22 protein-coding genes and 1 pseudogene are annotated in these 21,060 nt (G+C 69.0%); 12 read left to right on the top strand and 11 right to left on the bottom strand.

The window, feature by feature from the left end; all coding sequences use genetic code 11:
* Positions 1 to 12 precede the first annotated feature (12 nt).
* Positions 13 to 990 carry a carbohydrate ABC transporter permease gene (locus FHX42_RS14320; protein WP_182544897.1) on the top strand — a complete coding sequence of 326 codons (978 nt, stop codon included), beginning with the start codon at positions 13 to 15 and terminating at the stop codon, positions 988 to 990.
* 2 nt (positions 991 to 992) lie between these two features.
* Positions 993 to 1,895 carry a sugar ABC transporter permease gene (locus FHX42_RS14315; protein WP_182544896.1) on the top strand — a complete coding sequence of 301 codons (903 nt, stop codon included), beginning with the start codon at positions 993 to 995 and terminating at the stop codon, positions 1,893 to 1,895.
* 65 nt (positions 1,896 to 1,960) lie between these two features.
* Here FHX42_RS14315 and FHX42_RS14310 read toward each other — a convergent pair whose 3' ends face one another.
* Entirely contained in the window at positions 1,961 to 3,445 is a 1,485-nt protein-coding gene (locus FHX42_RS14310) for an alpha-amylase (protein WP_182544895.1), read from the bottom strand.
* A 180-nt stretch (positions 3,446 to 3,625) separates the two neighbouring features.
* Here FHX42_RS14310 and FHX42_RS14305 point away from each other — a divergent pair, with 180 nt between their 5' ends.
* Positions 3,626 to 3,838, top strand: a complete 213-nt coding sequence (locus FHX42_RS14305) for an RNA-binding S4 domain-containing protein (protein WP_182544894.1) — start codon at positions 3,626 to 3,628, stop codon at positions 3,836 to 3,838.
* A gap of 165 nt (positions 3,839 to 4,003) precedes the next feature.
* On the opposite strand, the gene FHX42_RS14300 is transcribed toward FHX42_RS14305, so the two are convergent.
* From FHX42_RS14300 to FHX42_RS14295, 4 genes and pseudogenes are all read right to left on the bottom strand, one after another.
* Positions 4,004 to 4,369 carry a HesB/IscA family protein gene (locus tag FHX42_RS14300; protein ID WP_182544893.1) on the bottom strand — a complete coding sequence of 122 codons (366 nt, stop codon included), beginning with the start codon at positions 4,367 to 4,369 and terminating at the stop codon, positions 4,004 to 4,006.
* A 264-nt stretch (positions 4,370 to 4,633) separates the two neighbouring features.
* Positions 4,634 to 4,888 carry a zinc ribbon domain-containing protein gene (locus tag FHX42_RS27090; RefSeq protein ID WP_328796131.1) on the bottom strand — a complete coding sequence of 85 codons (255 nt, stop codon included), beginning with the start codon at positions 4,886 to 4,888 and terminating at the stop codon, positions 4,634 to 4,636.
* Positions 4,855 to 4,959 (bottom strand): zinc ribbon domain-containing protein, encoded by a 105-nt coding sequence (locus FHX42_RS27085; RefSeq protein WP_328796129.1) that lies wholly within the window; start codon positions 4,957 to 4,959, stop codon positions 4,855 to 4,857. Before FHX42_RS27085 ends, FHX42_RS27090 begins: the two co-directional genes overlap by 34 nt.
* Before the next feature lie 206 nt (positions 4,960 to 5,165).
* A pseudogene (locus FHX42_RS14295) lies at positions 5,166 to 5,876 on the bottom strand (RNA-guided endonuclease InsQ/TnpB family protein); the annotation flags it as partial.
* A 219-nt stretch (positions 5,877 to 6,095) separates the two neighbouring features.
* Here FHX42_RS14295 and FHX42_RS14290 point away from each other — a divergent pair.
* Genes FHX42_RS14290 through cobS form a run of 5 tightly spaced genes read left to right on the top strand, consistent with a single transcriptional unit; the run spans position 6,096 to position 10,229 of the window.
* Positions 6,096 to 6,740 (top strand): DUF3043 domain-containing protein, encoded by a 645-nt coding sequence (locus tag FHX42_RS14290; protein WP_182544892.1) that lies wholly within the window; start codon positions 6,096 to 6,098, stop codon positions 6,738 to 6,740.
* Between the two features lie 49 nt (positions 6,741 to 6,789).
* A complete protein-coding gene (locus tag FHX42_RS14285; RefSeq protein WP_182544891.1) occupies positions 6,790 to 7,776 on the top strand; it encodes an aldo/keto reductase family protein in 987 nt (328 codons plus the stop codon).
* Positions 7,773 to 8,321: a bifunctional adenosylcobinamide kinase/adenosylcobinamide-phosphate guanylyltransferase gene (cobU, locus tag FHX42_RS14280; protein ID WP_182544890.1), complete on the top strand. Its 549-nt coding sequence runs from the start codon at positions 7,773 to 7,775 to the stop codon at positions 8,319 to 8,321. Before FHX42_RS14285 ends, cobU begins: the two co-directional genes overlap by 4 nt.
* A gap of 34 nt (positions 8,322 to 8,355) precedes the next feature.
* The gene (gene cobT, locus FHX42_RS14275; RefSeq protein WP_407926243.1) at positions 8,356 to 9,489 is read left to right on the top strand and encodes a nicotinate-nucleotide--dimethylbenzimidazole phosphoribosyltransferase; all 1,134 of its coding nucleotides are present in this window, start codon (positions 8,356 to 8,358) and stop codon (positions 9,487 to 9,489) included.
* A complete protein-coding gene (gene cobS / locus FHX42_RS14270) occupies positions 9,456 to 10,229 on the top strand; it encodes an adenosylcobinamide-GDP ribazoletransferase (RefSeq protein WP_328796252.1) in 774 nt (257 codons plus the stop codon). The genes cobT and cobS overlap by 34 nt, the downstream gene beginning before the upstream one ends.
* Before the next feature lie 7 nt (positions 10,230 to 10,236).
* Here the strand turns inward: cobS and FHX42_RS14265 are convergent, their stop codons facing one another.
* The 5 genes from FHX42_RS14265 to FHX42_RS14245 form a co-directional block, all read right to left on the bottom strand.
* A complete protein-coding gene (locus FHX42_RS14265; RefSeq protein WP_328796127.1) occupies positions 10,237 to 10,527 on the bottom strand; it encodes a MoaD/ThiS family protein in 291 nt (96 codons plus the stop codon).
* 3 nt (positions 10,528 to 10,530) lie between these two features.
* On the bottom strand, positions 10,531 to 11,619 hold the full coding sequence (locus FHX42_RS14260) for a WD40/YVTN/BNR-like repeat-containing protein (RefSeq protein WP_182544888.1): 1,089 nt from the start codon (positions 11,617 to 11,619) through the stop codon (positions 10,531 to 10,533).
* Positions 11,620 to 11,710: 91 nt separating this feature from the next.
* A complete protein-coding gene (locus FHX42_RS14255; protein ID WP_182544887.1) occupies positions 11,711 to 12,814 on the bottom strand; it encodes a branched-chain amino acid aminotransferase in 1,104 nt (367 codons plus the stop codon).
* Between the two features lie 55 nt (positions 12,815 to 12,869).
* Positions 12,870 to 13,559, bottom strand: a complete 690-nt coding sequence (locus FHX42_RS14250) for a DUF402 domain-containing protein (protein WP_328796125.1) — start codon at positions 13,557 to 13,559, stop codon at positions 12,870 to 12,872.
* A gap of 5 nt (positions 13,560 to 13,564) precedes the next feature.
* Positions 13,565 to 14,800, bottom strand: coding sequence for an APC family permease (locus FHX42_RS14245; RefSeq protein ID WP_182544886.1), 1,236 nt, complete (start codon positions 14,798 to 14,800; stop codon positions 13,565 to 13,567).
* Positions 14,801 to 14,974: 174 nt separating this feature from the next.
* Between FHX42_RS14245 and FHX42_RS14240 the strand changes: the two genes are divergently transcribed.
* Positions 14,975 to 16,465, top strand: a complete 1,491-nt coding sequence (locus FHX42_RS14240; RefSeq protein ID WP_182544885.1) for a leucyl aminopeptidase — start codon at positions 14,975 to 14,977, stop codon at positions 16,463 to 16,465.
* Positions 16,466 to 16,619: 154 nt separating this feature from the next.
* Entirely contained in the window at positions 16,620 to 17,135 is a 516-nt protein-coding gene (locus tag FHX42_RS14235; protein WP_182544884.1) for an OsmC family protein, read from the top strand.
* A 15-nt stretch (positions 17,136 to 17,150) separates the two neighbouring features.
* Here FHX42_RS14235 and FHX42_RS14230 read toward each other — a convergent pair whose 3' ends face one another.
* Positions 17,151 to 17,501, bottom strand: coding sequence for an oxidoreductase (locus FHX42_RS14230; protein ID WP_182544883.1), 351 nt, complete (start codon positions 17,499 to 17,501; stop codon positions 17,151 to 17,153).
* Positions 17,502 to 17,754: 253 nt separating this feature from the next.
* Here FHX42_RS14230 and lpdA point away from each other — a divergent pair, with 253 nt between their 5' ends.
* Together lpdA and sucB are read left to right on the top strand one after the other, a co-directional pair.
* Positions 17,755 to 19,125 (top strand): dihydrolipoyl dehydrogenase, encoded by a 1,371-nt coding sequence (gene lpdA / locus FHX42_RS14225; protein ID WP_182544882.1) that lies wholly within the window; start codon positions 17,755 to 17,757, stop codon positions 19,123 to 19,125.
* 48 nt (positions 19,126 to 19,173) lie between these two features.
* Positions 19,174 to 21,012, top strand: a complete 1,839-nt coding sequence (sucB, locus tag FHX42_RS14220; protein ID WP_182544881.1) for a 2-oxoglutarate dehydrogenase, E2 component, dihydrolipoamide succinyltransferase — start codon at positions 19,174 to 19,176, stop codon at positions 21,010 to 21,012.
* The last annotated feature ends 48 nt before the right edge of the window (positions 21,013 to 21,060 follow it).

Below are 21,060 nucleotides of genomic sequence, written 5' to 3'. Positions count from 1 at the left end.
CAAGGACCCATCATGGTCGTCACCTCACCCGCCACCGCGAGTGGCACCGCACGCACCCGTGGGCGCGGCCGTGCGGCCCGTTTCCTCGAGCGGTACTGGTACGTCTACGCGATGACGCTGCCGGTCGTCGTGGTCCTGGGCACGTTGGTGGTACTGCCGCTGCTGCAGGGGCTGTACTTCAGCTTCACCGACATCAACGCCAACAACATCGCCAATCCCGTGCTGGACCGCCCGGCGACCTACCGGGGAGTCGGGCTGACCAACTACCTGAACATCCTGTCGGGCGGCTCCGCCTACGGCTCGTTCTGGGCCACGCTGGCCAGGACGCTGATCTGGACGTTCGCCTGCGTGTTCTTCCACTACACGATCGGCCTGGCCCTGGCCGTCCTGCTGCACCGCCGGATGCGGCTGCGGAGCCTGTACCGCGTGCTGCTGATCCTGCCGTGGGCCGTGCCGGTGTTCGTCAGCGCCTTCGCCTGGAAATACCTGCTCAACGCCCGATTCGGACCGGTCAACTGGCTACTGGAGACGGTGGGGCTACCACCTCAGGTGTGGTTGGGGCAGTCGAACCTCGCCCTGGTCTCGGTCATCACCGTCAACGTGTGGCTGGGCGTGCCGTTCATGATGGTGGCCCTGCTCGGCGGCCTGCAGTCGATCTCACCGCAGCTCTACGAAGCCGCCGAGATCGACGGGGCCACACCGTGGCAGCGGTTCCGCGAGGTCACTCTTCCCGGCTTGCGGCCGGTCTCCGGAACGGTGGTGCTGCTCGGAGTGATCTGGACCTTCAACATGTTCCCGGTGATCTACCTGATGACCGGGAACAACCCCCACACGCGGATCCTGGTCACCTACGCCTTCGAGCGGTTCTTCGCCGGAGCCACCCGCGACTACGCCATCGCGTCGACCTACGGCGTGCTGATCCTGTCGGTCCTGCTGGTGTTCGCCACCATTCACCGGCGGGTGATGCGCAAGCAGGGGGAGGACCTGTGACCATGACCATCGACACCACCGCGCTCGGCCGCAGTCGCGCCTCCGGCGGGCGAGCCCGCCGGAGGCGCGGGCGGCGCTCCCGCCGGGCGAGCATCGGGTTGCACGCCACCATGATCGGCACGTCGCTGATCGCCGTGCTCCCCGTCTTCTGGATCCTCGTGGTCTCGTTCAAGCCCGACTCCGAGGCGGTCGAACCGACACCGTCGCTGTTCGACGAGTCCGGCTTGGACAACTACGTCGACATCCTCTCCGGCCGCAACGGGGCGTTCCTGACCTGGTTCGCCAACTCGGTGACCATCGCCTCGCTGACGACCGTGCTGGGCGTGCTGATGGCGGCCAGCACCGCCTACGTCGCCAGCCGCCACTCCTTCCCGGGGCGCCGCGCGCTACTGCTCTCGTTCCTGGTCGTGCAGATGTTCCCGTTCGCGGTGCTCATCGTGCCGCTGTACAACCTGCTGCTGAAGCTCGGTCTGCAGGGCAGCACCACCGGGCTGGTGCTGGTCTACTGCAGTACGGCGATCCCGTTCTGCACCTACATGCTCAAGGGGTACTTCGACTCCGTGCCCGCCGATCTCGACGAGGCCGGGCGGGTGGACGGGCTCTCGCCGTTCGGGGTCTTCTGGAGGCTGATACTGCCCCTGGCCAAGCCGGGACTGGCGGTCACCGGGTTCTACTCGTTCATCGTGGCCTGGAGCGAGGTGGCCTTCGCCTCGGCCTTCCTCTCGGCCAGCACCGAGTCCAAGACCCTCGCCGTCGGTCTCCAGCTGTTCGTCCAGCAGAACCGGGCTCAGTGGGGACACCTCGCCGCCGCCTCGGTGCTGGTGGCCGTTCCCGCCGTCGCCGTGTTCTACGTCGTCCAGCGCTACCTCGTCACCGGGCTCTCGGCCGGCAGCGTCAAGGGCTGATCAGCGGTTCGACGACGAGGTCGGGTGGGAGCCGCGGCTCCCACCCGACCCGCTGCCCCGGTGGGTCAGCTGCCGAGCTCGGCGTTCTCGTGCAGCGCCACGCCGGAGTTCGCCTCCACCATCGCGGTGAAGGTTCCGTCCGAGCTCACCTCGACGGCCTCGCCGGTGCACTCTCCGTTCTCGAACCGGCCGGTCATCACGTCGCAGTAGGTACCGGCGGGCAAGGACGTGGTGAACTCCCTGGTCACCTGCTCCCGCGCCGAACCCTGGGCGCCACCGGAGTTGAACGCGACGAATCCGGCGTCACCGCGCCCGAAAGCGATCAGGTTGCTGCCGTTGTCCCACCAGTCGGTGACTCCGGCGCCGCTCACCGCACTGCTGAACCCGGCCATTCCCGCGACGAGCTGATGCCGGTGCGTGCACACCCAGGCGCTGCCATCTCCGCAACCGGCCGGCTCGGTGAAGCCGTTGCTGTCGGAGGGCGGTCCCGCATCCGTGTTGCTCCCGAAGTCGAATCCCGACTGGACCCTGGCGGTGCCGTACGGGAAGGCCATGGCGAAGGCGTTGGCCAGGTCGTAGGCGGCCCCGTCCTTGTAGGTCAGCGTCGGTGAACTGCGCTCCGTGTCGTGGTTGGCCACGAAGACCACGGCCTGCTCGCTTTTCAGCGACAACTCGTCCGGAAGGTTTCGCAACCCGGAGACGGATCCGTCGGCGAAGGCGCCGGCGACCCTGTCGGTGTAGGCGAACGTGGTGGCGTCACCGTGGCCGGTGTACTCCGAGGCCGAGGTGGTCGCGTCCGCGATCACCTCCTGGTACACGTACGGCGTGGCTCCCGGTGGAGTCTTGTGCAGCCCGTCGACGACGGCCGCGATGTCCTGGGGCGCCATGTGCTTGGCCGCGTCCACGCGGAACCCGGAGACACCCATGTCGACCAGCTCGTTCAGGTAGGCGGTCTGGGTGTCACGGACCTCGGTCGACTCCGTCTTCAGGTCGGCGAGCCCGACCAGCTCGCAGTTCCGGACCTCCCACTTGTCGGTGTAGTCGGCGATGTCGCGACGGCAGTCGTGGAAGTCGGAGTCGACGTAGGTGCCCGGGTAGTCGTACTTCGCGTACTCCGTACCGCCACTGCCGGGGCCCGATCCCTGCGAACCCGAACCGGACATGTGGTTGAGGACCACGTCGACGTAGACCTTCACCCCGGCCGCGTTGCACGCCGAGACCATGTTCCCGAACTGCTCGGCGTCGCCGCGCCGACTCCGCAGCTCGTAGCTCACCGGCTGGTAGTCCTCGTACCAGGGGTACCCCTCGCCGGCGAGCTGGACGTGCTCGGTGGGTGGGGACACCTGGATCGCGGCGTAGCCGCTCGGACCGAGCGAGCTCCGGCACTCCTCGGCCAGCGAGTCCCAGGGCCACCCGAACATCTGCACGATCGGCCCCTCGGTCGCCGCGAGAGGTCGAGCCTCGGTGTTCGTCCGTTGTGGTGCCGCCGCAGCCGGCACCACAACGGAGCTCACGACCGCTGTGGTCAGGGTCAAAGCACGTAATCGCATCGCACTGCCTCCTTGTTGTGACGTGCAGCACGATGACAATTACTTTCTCAGCGAAAGTCAATACTCAAGTTTTTGACACTTTGAGCTGCATGAATTACCGCAAGAATTTGCAGATCACTCGTGCGGCGGCTGTTGCGGCTGGCCGCGAGGACGAGACGGCCCGCCCAGCACAATGGAGGCATGCACGAAGTGGAGATCAGCGACAGCACTATCCGGCTGGGGCAGCTGTTGAAACTGGCCGGAGTCGCCGAGCACGGGGCGGAGGCCAAGGCCCTGCTCGAGGAGGGCGAAGTACTCGTCAACGACGTCGTCGAGACCCGGCGAGGCCGCCAACTCACCGTCGACGACAAGGTCTCGGTCGGCGCGGAGGAGCTCCGGATCATCCGGGGCTAGACATGCTTGAAGCGGTTCCCCGCCATTCGGCGGGGAACCGCTCCCAGCGTCCGGCTTCGGGGCATTTCAGAAAGCGGCGCAGCCGCTTCACATCCGTGCACGCAGTCGGCCCGGTCGGGATCGCCCCACCAGCACCGCTGCGCAAGCCGTTCTCAAAAGACTCTATTAGTGGAAGGAGTCACCGCAGGCGCAGGAGCCGCCCGCGTTCGGGTTGTCGATGGTGAAGCCCTGCTTCTCGATGGTGTCGACGAAGTCGATCACGGCGCCCTGCACGTAGGGAGCGCTCATCCGGTCGACGACCACGTTCAGGCCGTTGAAGTCACGAGTGGCGTCACCGTCGAGGACGCGCTCGTCGAAGAACAACTGATAACGCAGCCCGGCACAGCCGCCCGGCTGGACGGCGATGCGCAGGTGCATGTCATCGCGCCCCTCCTGCTCCAGCAAGTTCCTGGCCTTGCCGGCCGCCGAGTCGGTCAACGTGACACCGTGCGCGGGCGCCTCGGTCTCCATGGTGGTGTCCTGGGCGGTCATGGCTCTCCCTTGCGTTCTGGCTGGGCGTGACGGCGGGCGTCGCGACCGACGTCGCGACCGCTGCCGTGTTGACCACTCATTCCCGTGGCCACTCACCGGACTTCGGCCGTTGAACAGTCCGGTCGTGTGACGAGCAACATCGCCGCTGACCGAACTATTCCCGAGGGCCGCCCCCTGGGTAGCTCACAGCCTGTCCTGCTCCTCACATGGTGACACAGGTACGCCACCCGACGCCGTGGAACGCGACTTTGACTTCCCTCACCCTCAAGAGGTGGGGATTCCCGTGGGGCTCGCGCCCGTGGGTTCCTGCTTCGTCGCCGATGGCGGAAGGGAGGACCCTTGCCGTCCGATGCCAGCTCCACAGGCTTCGCCGGACTGTTGCCCGGCTACGGATCGACCAGCCGCAAGGATGTTCTTGGCCGCGTCGTGGTCCCGATCGTGTCGGGTGCGGCAGTCCGGGCACGTCCAGCGCCGGATGGCAAGCTTCAGTTTTTCAGCAGGTACCCGCAGCGCGAGCACGTCTTCGACGACGGGTACCACCGCTCGATGACCGCGACGCGCTTGCCCGCACGTGCGGCTTTGTACTCCACCTGGCGTCGAAACTCGCCCAGCGCGGCATCGCGGGATCGACCGGTCCAGCCCGGCCTTCGCCGTGACGTTGCGGCCGGGCTGGTCGACGGTGCCCCGCGCTGAGCGGGACATGCCGTCCACGGAGAGGTCCTCGATGACGATCACGTCGGCACCCGCGGACGAGGTTCGTAGAGGTGCTGTGCAGAAAATCCTGGCGGGCGTGGCGGACCTCGCGGTGCGCGCGGGCGACCTTCGCCCGGGCCTTGCGCCGATTGTTGGACCCGCGCTGTTTGCGAGCCATGCGCCGCTGATAGCGGGCGAGGTTGCGGGCCTTGCGGTCCAGATGCCCGGGGTTGGCGATGCGCTCACCGTCGCTGGTGACCGCGAAATCCTTCACCCCGAGATCCACACCGACCGCGTGCCCGGTTTCCGGCTGCGGTTCGGGATCGTCGGCGTCGACCTGGAAGGTCACGTACCAGCGCCCGTCCGGATCACGCGACACCACCACCATCGTGGGGTTGATCGCAGTCGGATCGATGTCGTTCCAGGACCACACGAACTCAAGCGGGGCGGTGCGCTTGGCCAGCGTCAGCGCTCCACCGCGCAGGCGGAACGCGCTTCGGGCGTAGTGCGCCGACTGACACCCGGGGCGGTTCTCGAACCCGGGGTACTTCGCTCGTCCGGCGAAGAAATTGGAGGACGCGACGTGCTGGTGCCGCAGGGTTTGTCGCAGCGGCACGCTGGAGACCTCGGAGAGGAACGCCAGCTCGTCGGTGCGCTTCCACGCCGCCAGCGCCGCGTCCGTTTCCTTGTACGAGGTCTTCTTCCCCTCGATGTGGAACCGGCTGTGCCGCTGGTCGAGGGTCTTGTTCCACACCAGGCGCACACATCCGAACGTGCGCCCCAGCTGGGCCTCCTGCTCGGAGCCCGGGTACACCCGGCACTTGTACGCCGTCCGCGCACAGATCACTTTACAAGATCACCGGCCCTGAGTAAGCAGCGCTCTCGCGTGGAAGACAGTGCCGCTCAGGATCGGTTCCTCCCCGGCGCGAACGTCGGAGCTTCCACTGATTGGAGAGCGGATGACTTAGGCCTGGTCGAAAGCGCACCCCGGGACGGTCGTTCCTGATCCGCGGTCATCACATACCCTGGCAGCGTGAGGTTTCTTCGTCGCAGCAGTACCGAGCAGGCCACCATCGAGTCCCGAAGCGAGGACACGTCGTCGACGGAGCAGGCCTCCGACCGCACCACCCAGGGCAAGGGGCGCCCGACCCCGAAGCGCCGAGAGGCCGAGAACAAGCGCCGCGGCCCCGTACCGCCGCCACCGCGAACGCAGCGCGAGGCGATGAAGCGCAACCGCGGCAACCGCGCCAACAAGGAAGACCGGCGCAAGGCCGCGGCGGAGCGGCGCGAACGCATGATGGCCGGTGACGATCGATACCTCATGCCCCGCGACCGGGGACCGGTGCGGGCTTACGCGCGCGACATCGTCGACTCGCGGCGCCACCTCATGGGCCTGTTCATGCCGCTGGTGCTCATCGTGTTCGCCACCACGCTGGTGCAGAACCTCGTCGTGCAGCAGTACGCCACGCTGGCCTGCCTGGTGCTGCTGCTGACCATGATCTTCGAGGGCACGATGCTCGGCTGGGTGGTCAACAAACGGGTCCGGGCGAAGTACCCCGACGCCAAGGACCGCTCGTTCGCCCTCGGTTGGTACTCCTTCACCCGCGCGATGCAGATCCGCAAGCTGCGAGTGCCCCGGCCCCGCGTCACTCCCAAGGACGCCGACAAGATCGGCTGAACACCACCCAGGGGTGCCGATTCCTTCCGGTGGATCTAGGGTCGAGAACATGGAGTTTCGTCGGCTCGGCACCAGTGGTCTCACCGTCAGCGAAATCGCCTACGGCAACTGGCTCACCCACGGTTCCCAGATCGAGGAGCAGCAGGCGCAGGAGTGCGTCCGTGCCGCTCTCGACGCCGGGATCACCACCTACGACACCGCCGACGTGTACGCGGGTACACGCGCGGAGTCCGTGCTCGGACGTGCCCTGTCCGGAGTGCGGCGGGAAGGCGTGGAGATCTTCACCAAGGTCTTCTTCCCCACCGGTGAGGGGCACAACGACCGCGGTCTCGGCCGCAAGCACATCATGGAGTCGTGCCACGCCTCGCTGCGCCGGCTCCAGACCGACTACGTGGACCTCTACCAGGCGCACCGGTTCGACCGCACGGTGCCGCTGGAGGAGACCATGACGGCTTTCGCCGACCTGGTGCGCCAGGGCAAGGTCGGCTACGTGGGCGTGTCGGAGTGGAACGCCGAACAGATCACCCGAGCCGCGCAACTGGCCCGCGAGCTGCGGATCCCCCTGATCTCCAACCAGCCGCAGTACTCGATGCTGTGGCGGGTCATCGAGTCCCAGGTTGTGCCCACCTGCGAGCGCGAGGGGATGGGCCAGATCGTGTGGTCGCCCATCGCCCAGGGCGTGCTGACCGGCAAGTACCTGCCGGGCCAGCAACCACCCGCCGGTTCACGCGCCACCGACGAGTCCGGCGGGTCGACCATGATCTCCCGATGGATGCGTGACGAGGTCCTCGACGCGGTGCAGCAGCTCAAGCCCATCGCCGCGGACCTCGGACTGTCCCTGGGACAGCTCGCCGTGGCCTGGGTGTTGCAGAACAGCAACGTCTCGACGGCGATCATCGGCGCCTCCCGTCCCGAGCAGGTCACCGACAACGCCGGTGCGGCGGGCGTCCGGCTCGGTCAGGACGTCCTCGACAAGATCGACGAGGTGTTCGGCGAGCTGCCCGAGACCGATCCGCGTCACACCACCACCCCGTGAGCCACCGCACCCTGGTGCTGGGCGGGGCGCGATCGGGCAAGTCGGCCCACGCCGAGGGGCTGCTCTCGGCCGAGGAACCCGTGACCTACGTGGCCACCTCACGTCCCGCCCCCGACGACGCGGAGTGGACCGAGCGGATCGCCGCCCACGTCGCACGCCGTCCACGGGGATGGCGCACGGTGGAGGCCGGCGAGCCCGACGACCTGCGCACGACCCTGAGCGCCGCGACGGGTACGGATCCGGCCCTGCTGGTCGACGACCTCGCAACCTGGCTGACCGGAGCCCTCGACGACGCCGTCGCCTGGGAACGCGACCCGGCGGCGCTGGAAGTGGTTTCCGAGCGCCGCGAAGCGCTGGTCGGGGCCGTCGCGGACTGCTCCGCCCGGCTCGTGCTGGTCTCGGCCGAAGTCGGCCTGGGCATCGTTCCCTCGACGCGGTCTGGAAGACTCTTCCGAGACGAGCTCGGAGCTCTCAACGCATCCCTGGCCGAATCCTGTGACGAGGTGTTGCTGCTGGTGGCCGGTGTGCCACTGCGGCTGCGTTGAGGGACACGACGACGAAGGTAGGTGTTTGTCCACCGTGCCCGATTCACCCCAGTCGAGCACCGCGTCCGGCTACCCCCGCATCGAGTTCGGTGCGGTGCGGGAGCCCGACGAACAGGCCGGACGTCAGGCGGTGGCCAGGCAGCAGCAGCTCACCAAGCCGGCGGGCTCGCTGGGCCGACTGGAAGAGCTGAGCGTGTGGGTCGCGGCCCGCCAGGGGACGTGCCCCCCGCGCCCCTTCTCCCGCCCCCGCGTCGTGGTCTTCGCCGGGGACCACGGGGTGGCCGCCGACGGTGTCTCCGCCTATCCCAGCGAGGTCACCGGCCAGATGGTCACGAACTTCCTCACCGGAGGTGCCGCGGTCAACGCGCTCGCGGCCAACGCCGGCGCGAGCGTGCGCGTGGTGGACATGGCCGTCAACGGCGACACTTCGGAGGTCGTCGCCGCGCACAAGGTGCGGCGTGGTTCCGGGGCCATCGACAAGGACGACGCCCTGACCACCGAACAGGCGCACGCGGCCGTGACGGCCGGGCGCACGATCGCCGACGAGGAGATCGACGGCGGCGCGGACCTGCTCGTGGCCGGAGACATGGGGATCGGCAACACCACTCCGTCCGCCGTGCTGATCGCGGCGCTGACGGCGAACGAGCCGGTGGCCGTGGTCGGTCGGGGCACGGGCATCGACGACAACGCGTGGATGCGCAAGACGACGACGATCCGGGACGCGCTGCGGCGGGCACGCAAGGTGGTCGACGATCCGATGGCCCTGCTGCGCACGGCCGCGGGAGCCGACATCGCGGCGCTCACCGGTTTCCTGGCCCAGGCGGCGCTGCGCCGGACTCCGGTGGTGCTGGACGGCGTCGTCGTCGGTGCCGCGGCGATGGTCGCCGAGGAACTGGCGCCGGGGGCCCGGCAGTGGTGGCTTGCCGGACACCGTTCGGCCGAGCCGGGAGCCACGATGGTGCTCGATCACCTCGATCTCGCACCGGTGCTGGAGCTGGACATGCGCCTGGGCGAGGGCTCCGGAGCGCTGGCCGCGCTTCCCCTCGTGACCGCATCGGTACGAGTGCTGGACGAGATGGCCACCTTCGCCGAAGCCGGTATCGGCAGCCCGACCGAGGCCGAGTCCACCGCCCCATCGGCCGAACAGCGTTCCGAGGAGCTGTTCTGACGGGCCTGCGGCTCGCCCTGTCCTGGCTGAGCGTGCTGCCGGTCTCCGTCGACGAAGTGACCGCTCGCACGTGTCGCCGGGCTATCGGATTCGCCCCCGTGGTCGGTGCCCTGCTCGGTGCGGTCGGTGCCGCCCTGCTGTGGGGACTGACCACGCTCTCGGCCCCACCCCTGCTGGCCGGGCTGCTCACGGTGGGGGCACTGGTGGTGCTCACTCGCGGGATGCACGTCGACGGCCTGGCAGACGCCGTCGACGGGCTCGGGTGCTACGGGCCGCCGGAACGGGCGTTGTCGGTGATGCGCGACGGAAGCACCGGACCCTTCGCCGTGGTCGCCCTCGCCCTCGTGCTGGGCGTGCAGGCCGTGGGGCTCGCCGAGCTCGCTCGGACGGGCGCCTGGGGCGCCGTGGTGCTGGCTCCGGCCGTCGGGCGGGGTGCCTTCCTGCTGTGCTGCCGCCGCAGCCTTCCCGCCGCCCGGCCGGAGGGCATGGGTTCCCTGGTCGCCGGTTCCCAGTCCACCTGGACGGTGACCGCGTGGTGGTGCGTGCTGGGTGTGCTGGGCGCGTTCGTCCTGCCCGGCGCACCGTGGGTCGGCGTCCTCGCCGTGGCGCTGAGCGCCGCCGCGCTCTGGAGCTTCACCCGTCATGCCCGGCACAGGTTCGGCGGGATCACCGGCGACGTGCTCGGAGCCTCCAGCGAGCTGGCCACCACGATCGTGATAGCCGTGTGCACCTTCGCCTGAGCCGCTGTCACCCGCCCGCGACGGAGGGGATCACCCGCACCTCGGTCCCCTCGACCAGGACGGTCGCCGAGCCGTCGAGCGAGCGGCACTCCTGCCCGTCGAGGTAGAAGTTGATGTAGCGCCGCAAGGCCCCCGTCTCGTCGCGCAGACGACGTTCGAGCGCGGGGTGCCGGTCACCGATCTCGTCGAGCAAGCCGCCGAGGGTGGGGTCACCGTCCAGCTCGACCTCGAGGCGTGCCGCTCCCGCCGCGTTCACCCGCAGCATCTGCGGTAGGAACACCGTGACAAGCACCGTCACCCCCTACACCGTGGCCGCGCGCAGGGACAGGACGTCCGGCAGGTGCTGGACCACGCGCTCCCAGCTGTCACCCTCGTCGGCGCTGGCGTAGACCTCCCCGGAACGCGATCCGAAGTACACGCCACCGGGTTCGGAGTCGTCCACGCACAGCGCGTCCCGCATCACGCCCGACCAGAACCCCTCCGAGGGCAACCCCGCGGACAAGGGGTGCCACGACTCGCCCGCGTCCTCGCTGCGATACACCCGGCAACGCCCCTCCGGGGGGAACCGGCGCTGATCCGCGACCAGCGGGAACCCGTAGACGACGTCCGGGCGGTGCGCGTGCGTGGCGATCGGAAAGCCGAAGTCGCTGGGCAGACCGTTCTCGATGGGATGCCAGCTACTCGCCCCGTCGTCACTGCGATAGACCCCGCCGTGGTGCTGGAGGAAGAATCGTTCCGGTTCCGCGGGATGCCGTGCGACCTTGTGCACGCACTGCCCGAACTCCGGGTACTCCTCCGGCATGAACGGGGTGCGGATGCCCTTGTTTCCGGCCTGCCAGCTCGCTCCGCCGTCACCGGTGCGGTAGACGCCTCCCGTGGAGGTCGCCACCACGGCACGATCCCGATCGCGCGGATGGGGGAGCACCGTGTGCAGCGCCAGTCCCCCGCCGCCCGGCATCCACTGTTCGCGGTGGGGGTGGTTCCACAAACCGCGCACCAGTTCGTAGGTACGGCCACCGTCCTCGGAACGGAACAACGCGGACGGTTCGACGCCCGCGTAGACGAGGTCGGGCTCGTCGGGAGGTCCCGGAGCAAGCTGCCAGACCCTGCTCAGCGCGGTCCCGGTGTCGGGGGGAAAGGCGATCGGCGCGTGATCGGGTTCCCGCCAACTAGTACCGAGATCGTCACTGCTGACCACCGTGGGACCGAAATGCGGGTTCTCGCTGCCGACCAGCACACGCGGGCGCGCCCGGGTGTCGACGGCCACGGCGTACACCTCGGTCATGGGCAGGTGGGGGCCGGTGACGTCCCACCCGCCGCGACCGTCGCGGCGGGTGGCCAACCACAGCCCCTTCCGCGTGCCGATGGCGAGCACCACCGTCGAGGACATGGCTACCTCCCGTGTGAGTCGAGTCTCACAGGAAACTAGCTCATCGCCCCGACGGTTTCCGCTCGAAAGCGACGCCACGCCGCCGACCGGCTCAGGCGAGCGCGGTCATCCAACCGTTGGTGTCGGGGAGCGCGCCCTGCTGGATGCCGGTCAGCTTCTCGCGCAACCGCATGGTCAGCTCACCGGGCCGACCGTCGCCGATGGTGAACTCGCCCTCGCCGTGCTTGACGTGGCCGACCGGGGTGATCACCGCCGCGGTCCCGCACGCGAACACCTCGGTCAGTTCGCCGGAGGCGGCCTTCTTCTCCCACTCGTCGGTGGTGACCCGCCGCTCCTCGACCCGCAGACCGAGCTCCTCGCCCAGCCGCAGCAGCGAGGACCGCGTGATCCCCGGCAGCAGGCTGCCGGACAGCTCCGGAGTCACCAGACGCGCGTCTGCCCCGGAACCGAACACGAAGAACAGGTTCATCCCGCCCATTTCCTCGACGGCACGGCGCTCCACGGCATCCAGCCACACGACCTGGTCACAGCCCTGTTCCGCGGCCTCGGCCTGGGCCAGGAACGACGCGGCGTAGTTGCCCGCGAACTTGGCGGCGCCCGTACCACCGGGGCTGGCGCGCACGTACTCGTGGCTGAGCCACACCGTCACCGGCTTGATCCCACCGGTGAAGTACGAACCGGCGGGCGAGGCGATCAGCGTGTAGAGGTACGACCCGGCAGGCCGGTTCACGCCGAGGCTGGACTCGGTCGAGATCATGAAGGGGCGCAGGTACAACGAGCTCTCCCCCTGCTCCGGGACCCACTGCCGGTCGAGGGCGACCAGTTCGCGCAGGGAATCCAGGAACACCTCGTCGGGCAGCTCCGGCATGGCCAGCCGCCACGCCGAGTGGCGGAAGCGCTCGGCGTTGGCCTCCGGCCGGAACGAGGCCACCGACCCGTCCGGCTGCTGGTAGGCCTTGAGCCCCTCGAAGATGGCCTGGCCGTAGTGCAGCACGGTGGTGGCGGGGTCGAGCTCGATCGAGTGGTACGGCTCGATGCGAGCATCGTGCCAGCCCTGCTCGGTGTTCCACCGGACCGTGGCCATGTGGTCGGTGAAATACTTGCCGAATCCCGGATCGGCCAGTACTTCGGCTCGGCGCTGTTCCGAGGCCGGTCGTGGGTTGGTGCTCCGGGAAAACGACAGGGCTTGACTCATGGTCGTACCGTATCGTGACCCTTCGAGCAGTGGAAACCGGCTCGTCAGTACTTGGTCATCCGAGTTTCCCGCTTACGCTGACCGCCGAAGTCGCCGCACCGGAAGTCGTGGCGACCAGCTCGGGAGGTAGTTCGGGCAACGGCCAGTCGGGATCCGGTCGGGCGCCGCAGTGGCTGCCGTCGAAGGGGAACCGGCCCGCCTCGGCCAGGGCGATCGCTTCCTCGCCGGCGCGCCGCAGCAGCCGGATCTGTCCGCGGTCGAAGCGCCCCGCCTCGATCGCCGCGTCGACCTCGTCCTCGTCCTTCCACTGCCAGGTCAGGTCCGGGAACACCACCACGTCGAGCACCCCGTCCGCCCGGTCGATGCCCGTGGCGTCCCGCCCCAGCGGGATCTCCAGGTTGACGTACCAGTTGCGAAAGGTGCCGTCGTCGGCGAAGAACCACCAGACCGAGTACCACTCGCGCTCGAAGAGCAACCGGAGCGTGGAGCGACCGTGCCAGGTCGATAGCGCGGGAACCCGGGGGCCCGCGAACCGCTCGCGCAACGGGAGTTCCCGGGGTGCGTACCCGTCCGGCGAGGTGGTGACCCGGATGCTCGTTCCCTCCAGGACCCAGCACAGCAACCGTCCGCGGCTGTGGTCGACCACTCTGGCCGGGTGCACGTTGCCGAGTGATCCGTCCATTCTTCGAAAGCGGTAGAGCAGCTCGTCACCCGGCTGCCACGTCGTCGTGTCCTCAACACTCACCGCCGTCACCTCCAGCGTCCGGACGCCGCCCCCATCAGCGCTGGGGCCACCACCACGACTAGCAGGGTCCCGAGCACGGCGGGGAGCGGCATACTCATCGCCAACACCACCGACAACCCCATGCCCAGACATGCCGTGCGCCTCATCCACTTGCTCCCCCGCAACAAGAGGATCCGCGTTCCCGCATTGGCGAACGCGTAGTGCGCGAGGAGACAACACGCCGCGAGCACGATCGCTTGTGCCGGCTCGACCGCCACCGATAGTCCTGCGGCGACCAGTCCGGCCGCAAGGTCGAGCAGGTGCGGCGTGCCACGACCACCCGTACGGCCCAGCGCGGCGGGAAGGTCGCCGTCGGCGACCACGGCCCGCGCCGTGGAACGCAACGACTCCAGCACACCGAGCAGCACCGGCAGCAGTGCCAGGGCGGCACCGACTCCGACCAGTGATGTCAGTCCCGGTGCCGCCGCGGCCCGGAGGGCGTCGGTCAGCGGTACCGGGGACAGCGCGAGCCGCGCCGCCCCCAGTTGACGCAGCAAGGCCACTCCCACCAACGCGGAAACGACGAGAACGGCGGTGAGTGACACGCCGAGACCGAGCCGCAGCGCCCTGCCGCCGTGCCCGTCGCGCTCCTCGGCGGGAGCCGCCAGGCGTTCGAAGCCGAGGAAGCAGAAGAACATCGTTCCCGCGGCTCCCCCGACGCCCAGCAGATCGTGACTTCGGGCCCCTCCGCTGGTCACGGGGGCGATACTCAGGCACGCCGCGACCACCACTGCCACCACGGCCAGCGTCAGCACCAGCCACAACCAGGCCGCACCACCCCGGATGCGCAGACCCGCGGTCGAGGCGAGCACGGTGAGCAGGACCGCCACGACCGCCGTGGCCGTGTCCGGGCTCGGCAGATAACGCCCCACGGCGCCCGCCACGGCGGCCAGGGCCGCGACGTGACCCGCCAAGGACGTGCCTGCCGCGATCCGCCCCGGGACGAGCCCCATCGTGGAGCGGATACCGGTGTAAACCGCTCCCGGCCCGCGATGGATGCCGCCCTGGTGCATCACGGCCAGAGCACAGCATACGGCCGTCAGCGCGGCGATCGGAATCCCCGACAACAGCCATGCCCCGGCGAGTCGTGCGGCCGGGGCCGGACCGAGGAACACCCCCGCTCCCAGCATTCCGCCCAGTGCCAACGGCGTCGCACTCGACGCCTCCGCGACTCGCCGCGGTAATCCCACCTCTCGCGCCACACGACCACCTTCGCACCGGCGCCGACGGTGCCGAGCGGCACCCGTCGAGTGACGTCGGGCGACTCCTGCTCGGCGACGGTGGCGGTGGGCGTTCTAAAGTGCGGTGAAGGATCGACCAACGGCATGCGTCGACGCCAACCGTCGGCGCGAGGTACGGCCCAGGAGGATGCGCACGTGACCACCCCCAAACTCGCACTCACCGACAGCGCAGTGTCCAAGCTGACCGTCGAGGCCCTCGTCGTCGGCACGGTGCAGGGAGCGGACGGCCCCGAACTCGCACCGGGGGCCGAGCAGGTCGCCACCGCCTTCGACGGAGACCTGACCAAGACGCTGTCCTCGCTCGGCGCGACCGGCAAGGCCGAGGACGTCGTCAAGCTCGCCGCGGGCGGATCGCTGCGCGCCGACGTCCTGGTCGCGGTCGGTCTGGGCAAGCCCGACCAGGACGGGATCTCGGGCGAGGCGGTGCGCAGGGCTTCGGGTGTGGCCGCCCGCGCGCTGACGGGCTTCTCCCACGCGGCGACCACACTCGCGACGATCGATCTGTCGGCGGCCGTGCAGGGCACGGTCATGGGTGCCTACGCGTTCACCCGCTACAAGGCCGATCCCGGCGACGGCCCGGTGGCCAGGGTCGATCTGCTGGTGGACGACGCGAAGGACGAGGGGAGCCGCTCCACGCTCAAGGGCTCCACGGTCATCGCCGAAGCGGTCAACACCGCCCGCGACTTGATCAACACTCCGCCGAACGACCTGTTCCCAGCCGCCTTCGCCGAACGCGCGAGCGAGCTCGGCCGTTCGGCCGGGCTGGAGGTCGACGTCCTGGATGCCGACGACCTGCGCAAGCACGGTTACGGCGGCATTCTCGGGGTCGGCGAGGGTTCCTCCCGCCCGCCGCGGCTGGTGCGTCTGCGGCACAAGGGGGGCAAGGGCGCCAAGAAGGTCGCCCTGGTCGGCAAGGGCATCACCTTCGACACCGGCGGGATCTCGCTGAAGCCCGCCGCGGGCATGGACGAGATGACCTCCGACATGTCCGGTGCCGCCGCCGTGGTGGCCACGATGGTGTTGGCGAGCAAGCTCAACTACCCGGTGGAGATCACCGCGACCGTTCCCATGGCCGAGAACATGCCCTCCGGCACGGCCTACCGCCCCGGTGACGTGCTGAACATGTACGGCGGCAAGACCGTCGAGGTGCTCAACACCGACGCCGAGGGCCGGTTGATCCTGGCCGACGGCATCGCGCGCGCCTGCGAGGACGAGCCCGACTACCTGATCGAGACCTCGACGCTGACCGGCGCCCAACTCGTCTCGCTGGGCAAGCGCACACCGGGTGTGATGGGCAGCGACGAGTTCCGCGATCGGGTCACCGCGCTGTCCCGGGCCGTCGGTGAGTCCGGTTGGGCGATGCCGCTGCCGGAGGAACTGCGCGCCGATCTCGACTCGCGGCTGGCGGATCTGGCGAACGTGACCGGGCACCGGTGGGGCGGCATGCTCGTGGCCGGCCACTTCCTGCGCGAGTTCGTCACCGAGGACGTGCCGTGGGCCCACATCGACATCGCGGGTCCGTCGTTCAACAGCAACTCGCCCTGGGGCTACACCCCCAAGGGCGGGACCGGCGTGCCGGTCCGCACCATGGCGGCGGCACTGGCCGACATCGCCGAGAACGGCTGAGGACGGGCCACGGATCGGCCCGCGCGGCGGTGCCGACGGGGAGTCCCGGGAGGCCGGCACCTCGCGTAGGTGGCTGAGCGGGTGTGCGTCTTTGCGGCTTGTCAACCGCCGGAAAGACGCACACCGATCCGTGCGCGAATGCCAAGATGGCGCTGTGACGGAATCCACGCCGCGACAACCGTCCGAGACGACCACGCCGGACGGTCCGCACAGTTACCGGATCGACGTGGTCTGGACCGGAAACACCGGCCAGGGAACCAACAACTACCGCAGTTACCGGCGCACGCACGAGATCCGTGCCGCGAACAAGGACACCATCGACGGTTCCGCCGACCCCGCCTTCCGCGGCGACGACGATCGCTACAACCCGGAGGAGCTGCTGGTGGCGTCACTGTCCCAGTGCCACATGCTGTGGTACCTGCACCTGGCCGCGGACACGGGAGTGGTCGTGCTCGGCTATCACGACCGCGCCGAGGGCACCCTGACCGAGAACGCGGACGGCACCGGCCAGTTCGCGGGCGTCGTCCTGCGTCCCGAGGTCACCGTCCCCGATCACCCCAGCGTCGCCACGGCCGAAGCGCTGCATCAACGGGCGCACGAGCTGTGCTACGTCGCCAAGTCCGTGAACTTCCCGGTGCGTCGCGAGCCGTCGATCCGGGTCGCGCACTGACGGCGGACGGGACCGTCACTCCTCCAGCATCCGGCGTCGTTCGCGCTTGCGCCGCACGCGCTGCCTGGCCTGGTAGTCGCGCATCCGTTGCGGATAGCCGAGCTTGGTGACCTCGTAGAACGGGATTCCCAGCTTGCTCGCGAAGCGGTGGGCGGCATCGGGGCCGGCCACCCGGCGACGTGTCCACTCACCGTCGTGGGCGATCAGCACCAGGGTCGTATCGATCATCGGCGTGGGAGGCTCGAGATAGGCCTCCACTCCGCGTCGCTGCTCGGCCCACGCCCGCAGGTGTTCGAGGTCACCGGAATCGGTCCGCCGCCTTCCTCCGCTCCGCCGACGGCGCCGCAGACGATCGAACAAACCCAACGTATTCGCCTCCTTTCTCTTAATCCTGCCAGCCCGAGCGGCACACGAGCCCACGATGAGCGAAAACCGTTCGCACGGCGTGCGTCGACTGTGATCTGTCCCCTACTCGACCGTGGAATATCCACAGCCCACATCGCGTCAGGGCATCCTGTGGTGACAAGATGGCTCCCAGGTGCTGCCCAGGATCGGACGAACCGAGGCCGGACAACACCGCCAACGAGTTGAGCCAACGATGCCTGTCGAGGAGTGCGAAGTGACCGACACGTCCGCCGATCTAGTCATTCTCGGCGGCGGCTCGGGCGGCTACGCCTGCGCTTTCCGCGCAGCAGAGCTGGGCCTGTCCGTCGTCCTGATCGAAAAGGACAAGCTCGGTGGGACCTGTCTGCACCGAGGATGTATCCCCACCAAGGCCCTGCTGCACTCGGCCGAGGTCGCCGACGCCGCCCGTGACGGCGAGCAGGTCGGGGTGAAGGCCTCGCTGGAGGGCATCGACATCGACGGTGTCAACTCTTACAAGGACAACATCGTCAAACGCCTGCACAAGGGCCTGCAGGGCTTGGTCAAGGCGCATCAGGTCACCTACGTCGAAGGTGCGGGCACACTCGTCGACTCCAAGACCGTCGAGGTGGACGGCACGCGCTACACCGGTTCCAAGGTGGTGCTGGCCACGGGTTCCTACTCCAAGACACTACCGGGCCTCGAGCTCGGTGGGCGCATCATCGCCAGCGAGGAAGCGCTCAACCTGGACTTCGTGCCGAACAAGGTCGTGGTGCTGGGTGGCGGCGTCATCGGTGTCGAGTTCGCCAGCGTGTGGCGCTCGTTCGGCGCCGAGGTCCACGTCGTCGAGGCCCTGCCGCACCTGGTCCCCAACGAGGACGAGTACCTCTCCAAGCAGCTGGAGCGCGCCTTCCGCAAGCGCGGCATCAAGTTCTCCACCGGTGTGAAGTTCACCGGTGCCGAGCAGAGCGACTCCGGCGTGACGGTCAGCCTGGAAAACGGTGAGCAGCTCGACGCCGACCTGCTGCTGGTCGCGGTCGGCCGCGGCGCGAACACGGCCGCCCTCGGTTACGAGGAGGCCGGGCTGACCATGGAGCGCGGCTTCGTGCGTACCGACGAGCGACTCCGCACCAACCTGGACGGGGTCTACGCGGTCGGCGACATCGTTCCCGGTCTGCAACTGGCGCACCGCGGTTTCCAGCAGGGCATCTTCATCGCCGAGGACATCGCCGGGCTCAACCCGCCGGTCATCGACGAGGCCGGCATCCCGCGGGTGACCTACTGCCAGCCCGAGGTGGCCTCGGTGGGGCTGACCGAGAGCGCGGCCAAGGAGCAGTACGACCAGGTGGAGACCTTCACCTACGACCTGGCGGGCAACGGCAAGAGCCAGATCCTCAAGACAGCGGGAGCGGTCAAGGTGGTCCGGGCCACCGACGGTCCGGTCCTGGGCATGCACCTCATCGGAGAGCGGGTCGGCGAACTCATCGGCGAGGGCCAGCTGATCTACAACTGGGAGGCGCTGCCGGAGGACGTCGCACCACTGATCCACGCCCACCCGACCCAGACAGAGGCTCTCGGCGAGGCACATCTCGCCCTGGCCGGCAAGCCACTGCACGTGCACGGCTGACGGTCAGCACGGGCAGACAGCACACGAAGTACGAGGAGTCAGCAAGAGATGGCCTTCTCCGTCCAGATGCCGGCACTCGGCGAGAGCGTCAGCGAGGGCACAGTCACCCGGTGGCTCAAGCAAGTCGGAGACACCGTCGAAGTCGACGAACCCCTGCTGGAAGTCTCCACCGACAAGGTCGACACCGAGATCCCCTCCCCCACCGCCGGAGTGCTGCAGAACATCGTCGCCAACGAGGACGACACCGTCGAGATCGGCGGTGAGCTCGCCGTGATCGGTGACAGCTCCGAGGGCGAACCGGCCCAGCAGCAACCGGCGGCCGAGCCCGAACCCGCCCAGCAGCCCGCCCAGCAGGCCGCTCCGCAGGAATCCGCGCAGCCTCCCCAACAGGAATCCGCTCCCGCCCAACCCGCTCCCGCTCAGGCGGCACCCGCGGGTTCGGCGCAGGGCACCGACGTCCAGATGCCGGCACTCGGCGAGAGCGTCAGCGAGGGCACGATCACCCGGTGGCTCAAGCAAGTCGGAGACACCGTCGAAGTCGACGAACCCCTGCTGGAAGTCTCCACCGACAAGGTCGACACCGAGATCCCCTCCCCCGCCGCGGGAACCCTGCTGGAGGTCTCGGCCAACGAGGACGACACCGTCGAGGTCGGCTCGAAGCTCGCCGTCGTCGGTGAACAGGCCGCGGCACCGGCCTCCGCGCCCGAACCGGCACCGCAGCCGCAGGCGGAACCTCAGGCGGAGCCGGCACAACCGGCGCAGTCGGAGCCCCAGGCCCAGCCCGCGCAACCGGCCCAGCCCGCGCAACCGGCACAGCCCGCGCAACCGGCACAGCCCCAGCAACCGGCCCAGCCCCAGCAACCGGAGCCGGAGCCCCAACCGACCGGTGCGGACCAAACCGGCACGGCACAGACGCCGAGCACGAGCGGGCCGTACGTCACTCCGTTGGTGCGCAAGCTCGCCAACGAGCACGGCATCGATCTGAACACGCTGAGCGGCAGCGGTGTCGGTGGCCGCATCCGCAAGCAGGATGTGCAGGCGGCGATCAACGCCGGCCGCGAGCGTGGTGCCGCGCCGTCCGCGCCGACGGCTCCGAGCGAGGAATCCACCGCGCAAACCGGCCCCGCCATCGCGCAGCAGGAGCCTTCGGAAGAGGCCAAGGCCCTGCGCGGCACCACGCAGAAGATGTCGCGGCTGCGGCAGGTCCTCGCCCAGCGCATGGTGGACTCGCTGCAGACGGCGGCGCAGTTGACCACGGTCATCGAGGTCGACGTGACCAAGATCGCCCGGCTGCGGGACCGCGCCAAGCGTGGCTTCGAGGCCTCCGAGGGCGTGAAGCTGTCCTTCCTGCCCTTCTTCGCCAAGGCCACGGTCGAGGCCCTCAAGCTGCACCCGAAGCTCAACGCCTCGGTCGACGAGGAAGCCAAGGAGATCACCTACCACGGTGCCGAGCACCTGTCGATCGCCGTCGACACCGATAAGGGCCTGCTCAGCCCCGTCGTCCACGACGCCGGTGACCTCAACCTCGGCGGGCTGGCGCGCAAGATCGCCGACGTGGCCGAGCGCACCCGCGACAGCAAGGTCAAGCCGGACGAGCTCAGCGGTGGCACCTTCACGCTGACCAACACCGGCAGCAGGGGCGCCCTGTTCGACACGCCGATCCTGAACCCGCCCCAGGTGGGGATGCTGGGCACCGGCACGGTCGTCAAGCGCCCCGTGGTGGTGTCCGACGAAGCCGGTGGGGACACCATCGCGATCCGCTCCATGGTGTACCTGGCACTGTCCTACGACCACCGCCTGGTCGACGGTGCCGACGCCGCCCGGTTCCTCAACACCCTCAAGCAGCGCCTCGAAGAAGGAGCCTTCGAAGCCGACCTGGGAGTGTGACCGCTCCGCGTCGAGGGGCCCGGCCACCACGAACGGTGACCGGGCCCC

It is taken from the genome of Halosaccharopolyspora lacisalsi (assembly GCF_014137975.1).
In the GTDB taxonomy this organism is placed as follows: domain Bacteria; phylum Actinomycetota; class Actinomycetes; order Mycobacteriales; family Pseudonocardiaceae; genus Halosaccharopolyspora; species Halosaccharopolyspora lacisalsi.
The sequence above is the reverse complement of the archived record's forward strand: the minus strand, read 5'-3'. Positions and strand labels throughout refer to the sequence as shown.

What these genes read in the sequence shown, in the direction of transcription:
- sucB (WP_182544881.1), top strand. Translation starts at nt 19,174, where the DNA reads ATGGCCTTCTCCGTCCAGATGCCGGCACTCGGCGAGAGCGTCAGCGAG.
- FHX42_RS14285 (WP_182544891.1), top strand. Translation starts at nt 6,790, where the DNA reads ATGGAGTTTCGTCGGCTCGGCACCAGTGGTCTCACCGTCAGCGAAATC.
- FHX42_RS14255 (WP_182544887.1), bottom strand. Translation starts at nt 12,814, where the DNA reads ATGAGTCAAGCCCTGTCGTTTTCCCGGAGCACCAACCCACGACCGGCC.
- FHX42_RS14305 (WP_182544894.1), top strand. Translation starts at nt 3,626, where the DNA reads ATGCACGAAGTGGAGATCAGCGACAGCACTATCCGGCTGGGGCAGCTG.
- FHX42_RS14310 (WP_182544895.1), bottom strand. Translation starts at nt 3,445, where the DNA reads ATGCGATTACGTGCTTTGACCCTGACCACAGCGGTCGTGAGCTCCGTT.
- FHX42_RS14260 (WP_182544888.1), bottom strand. Translation starts at nt 11,619, where the DNA reads ATGTCCTCGACGGTGGTGCTCGCCATCGGCACGCGGAAGGGGCTGTGG.
- FHX42_RS14315 (WP_182544896.1), top strand. Translation starts at nt 993, where the DNA reads ATGACCATCGACACCACCGCGCTCGGCCGCAGTCGCGCCTCCGGCGGG.
- FHX42_RS14300 (WP_182544893.1), bottom strand. Translation starts at nt 4,369, where the DNA reads ATGACCGCCCAGGACACCACCATGGAGACCGAGGCGCCCGCGCACGGT.
- FHX42_RS14320 (WP_182544897.1), top strand. Translation starts at nt 13, where the DNA reads ATGGTCGTCACCTCACCCGCCACCGCGAGTGGCACCGCACGCACCCGT.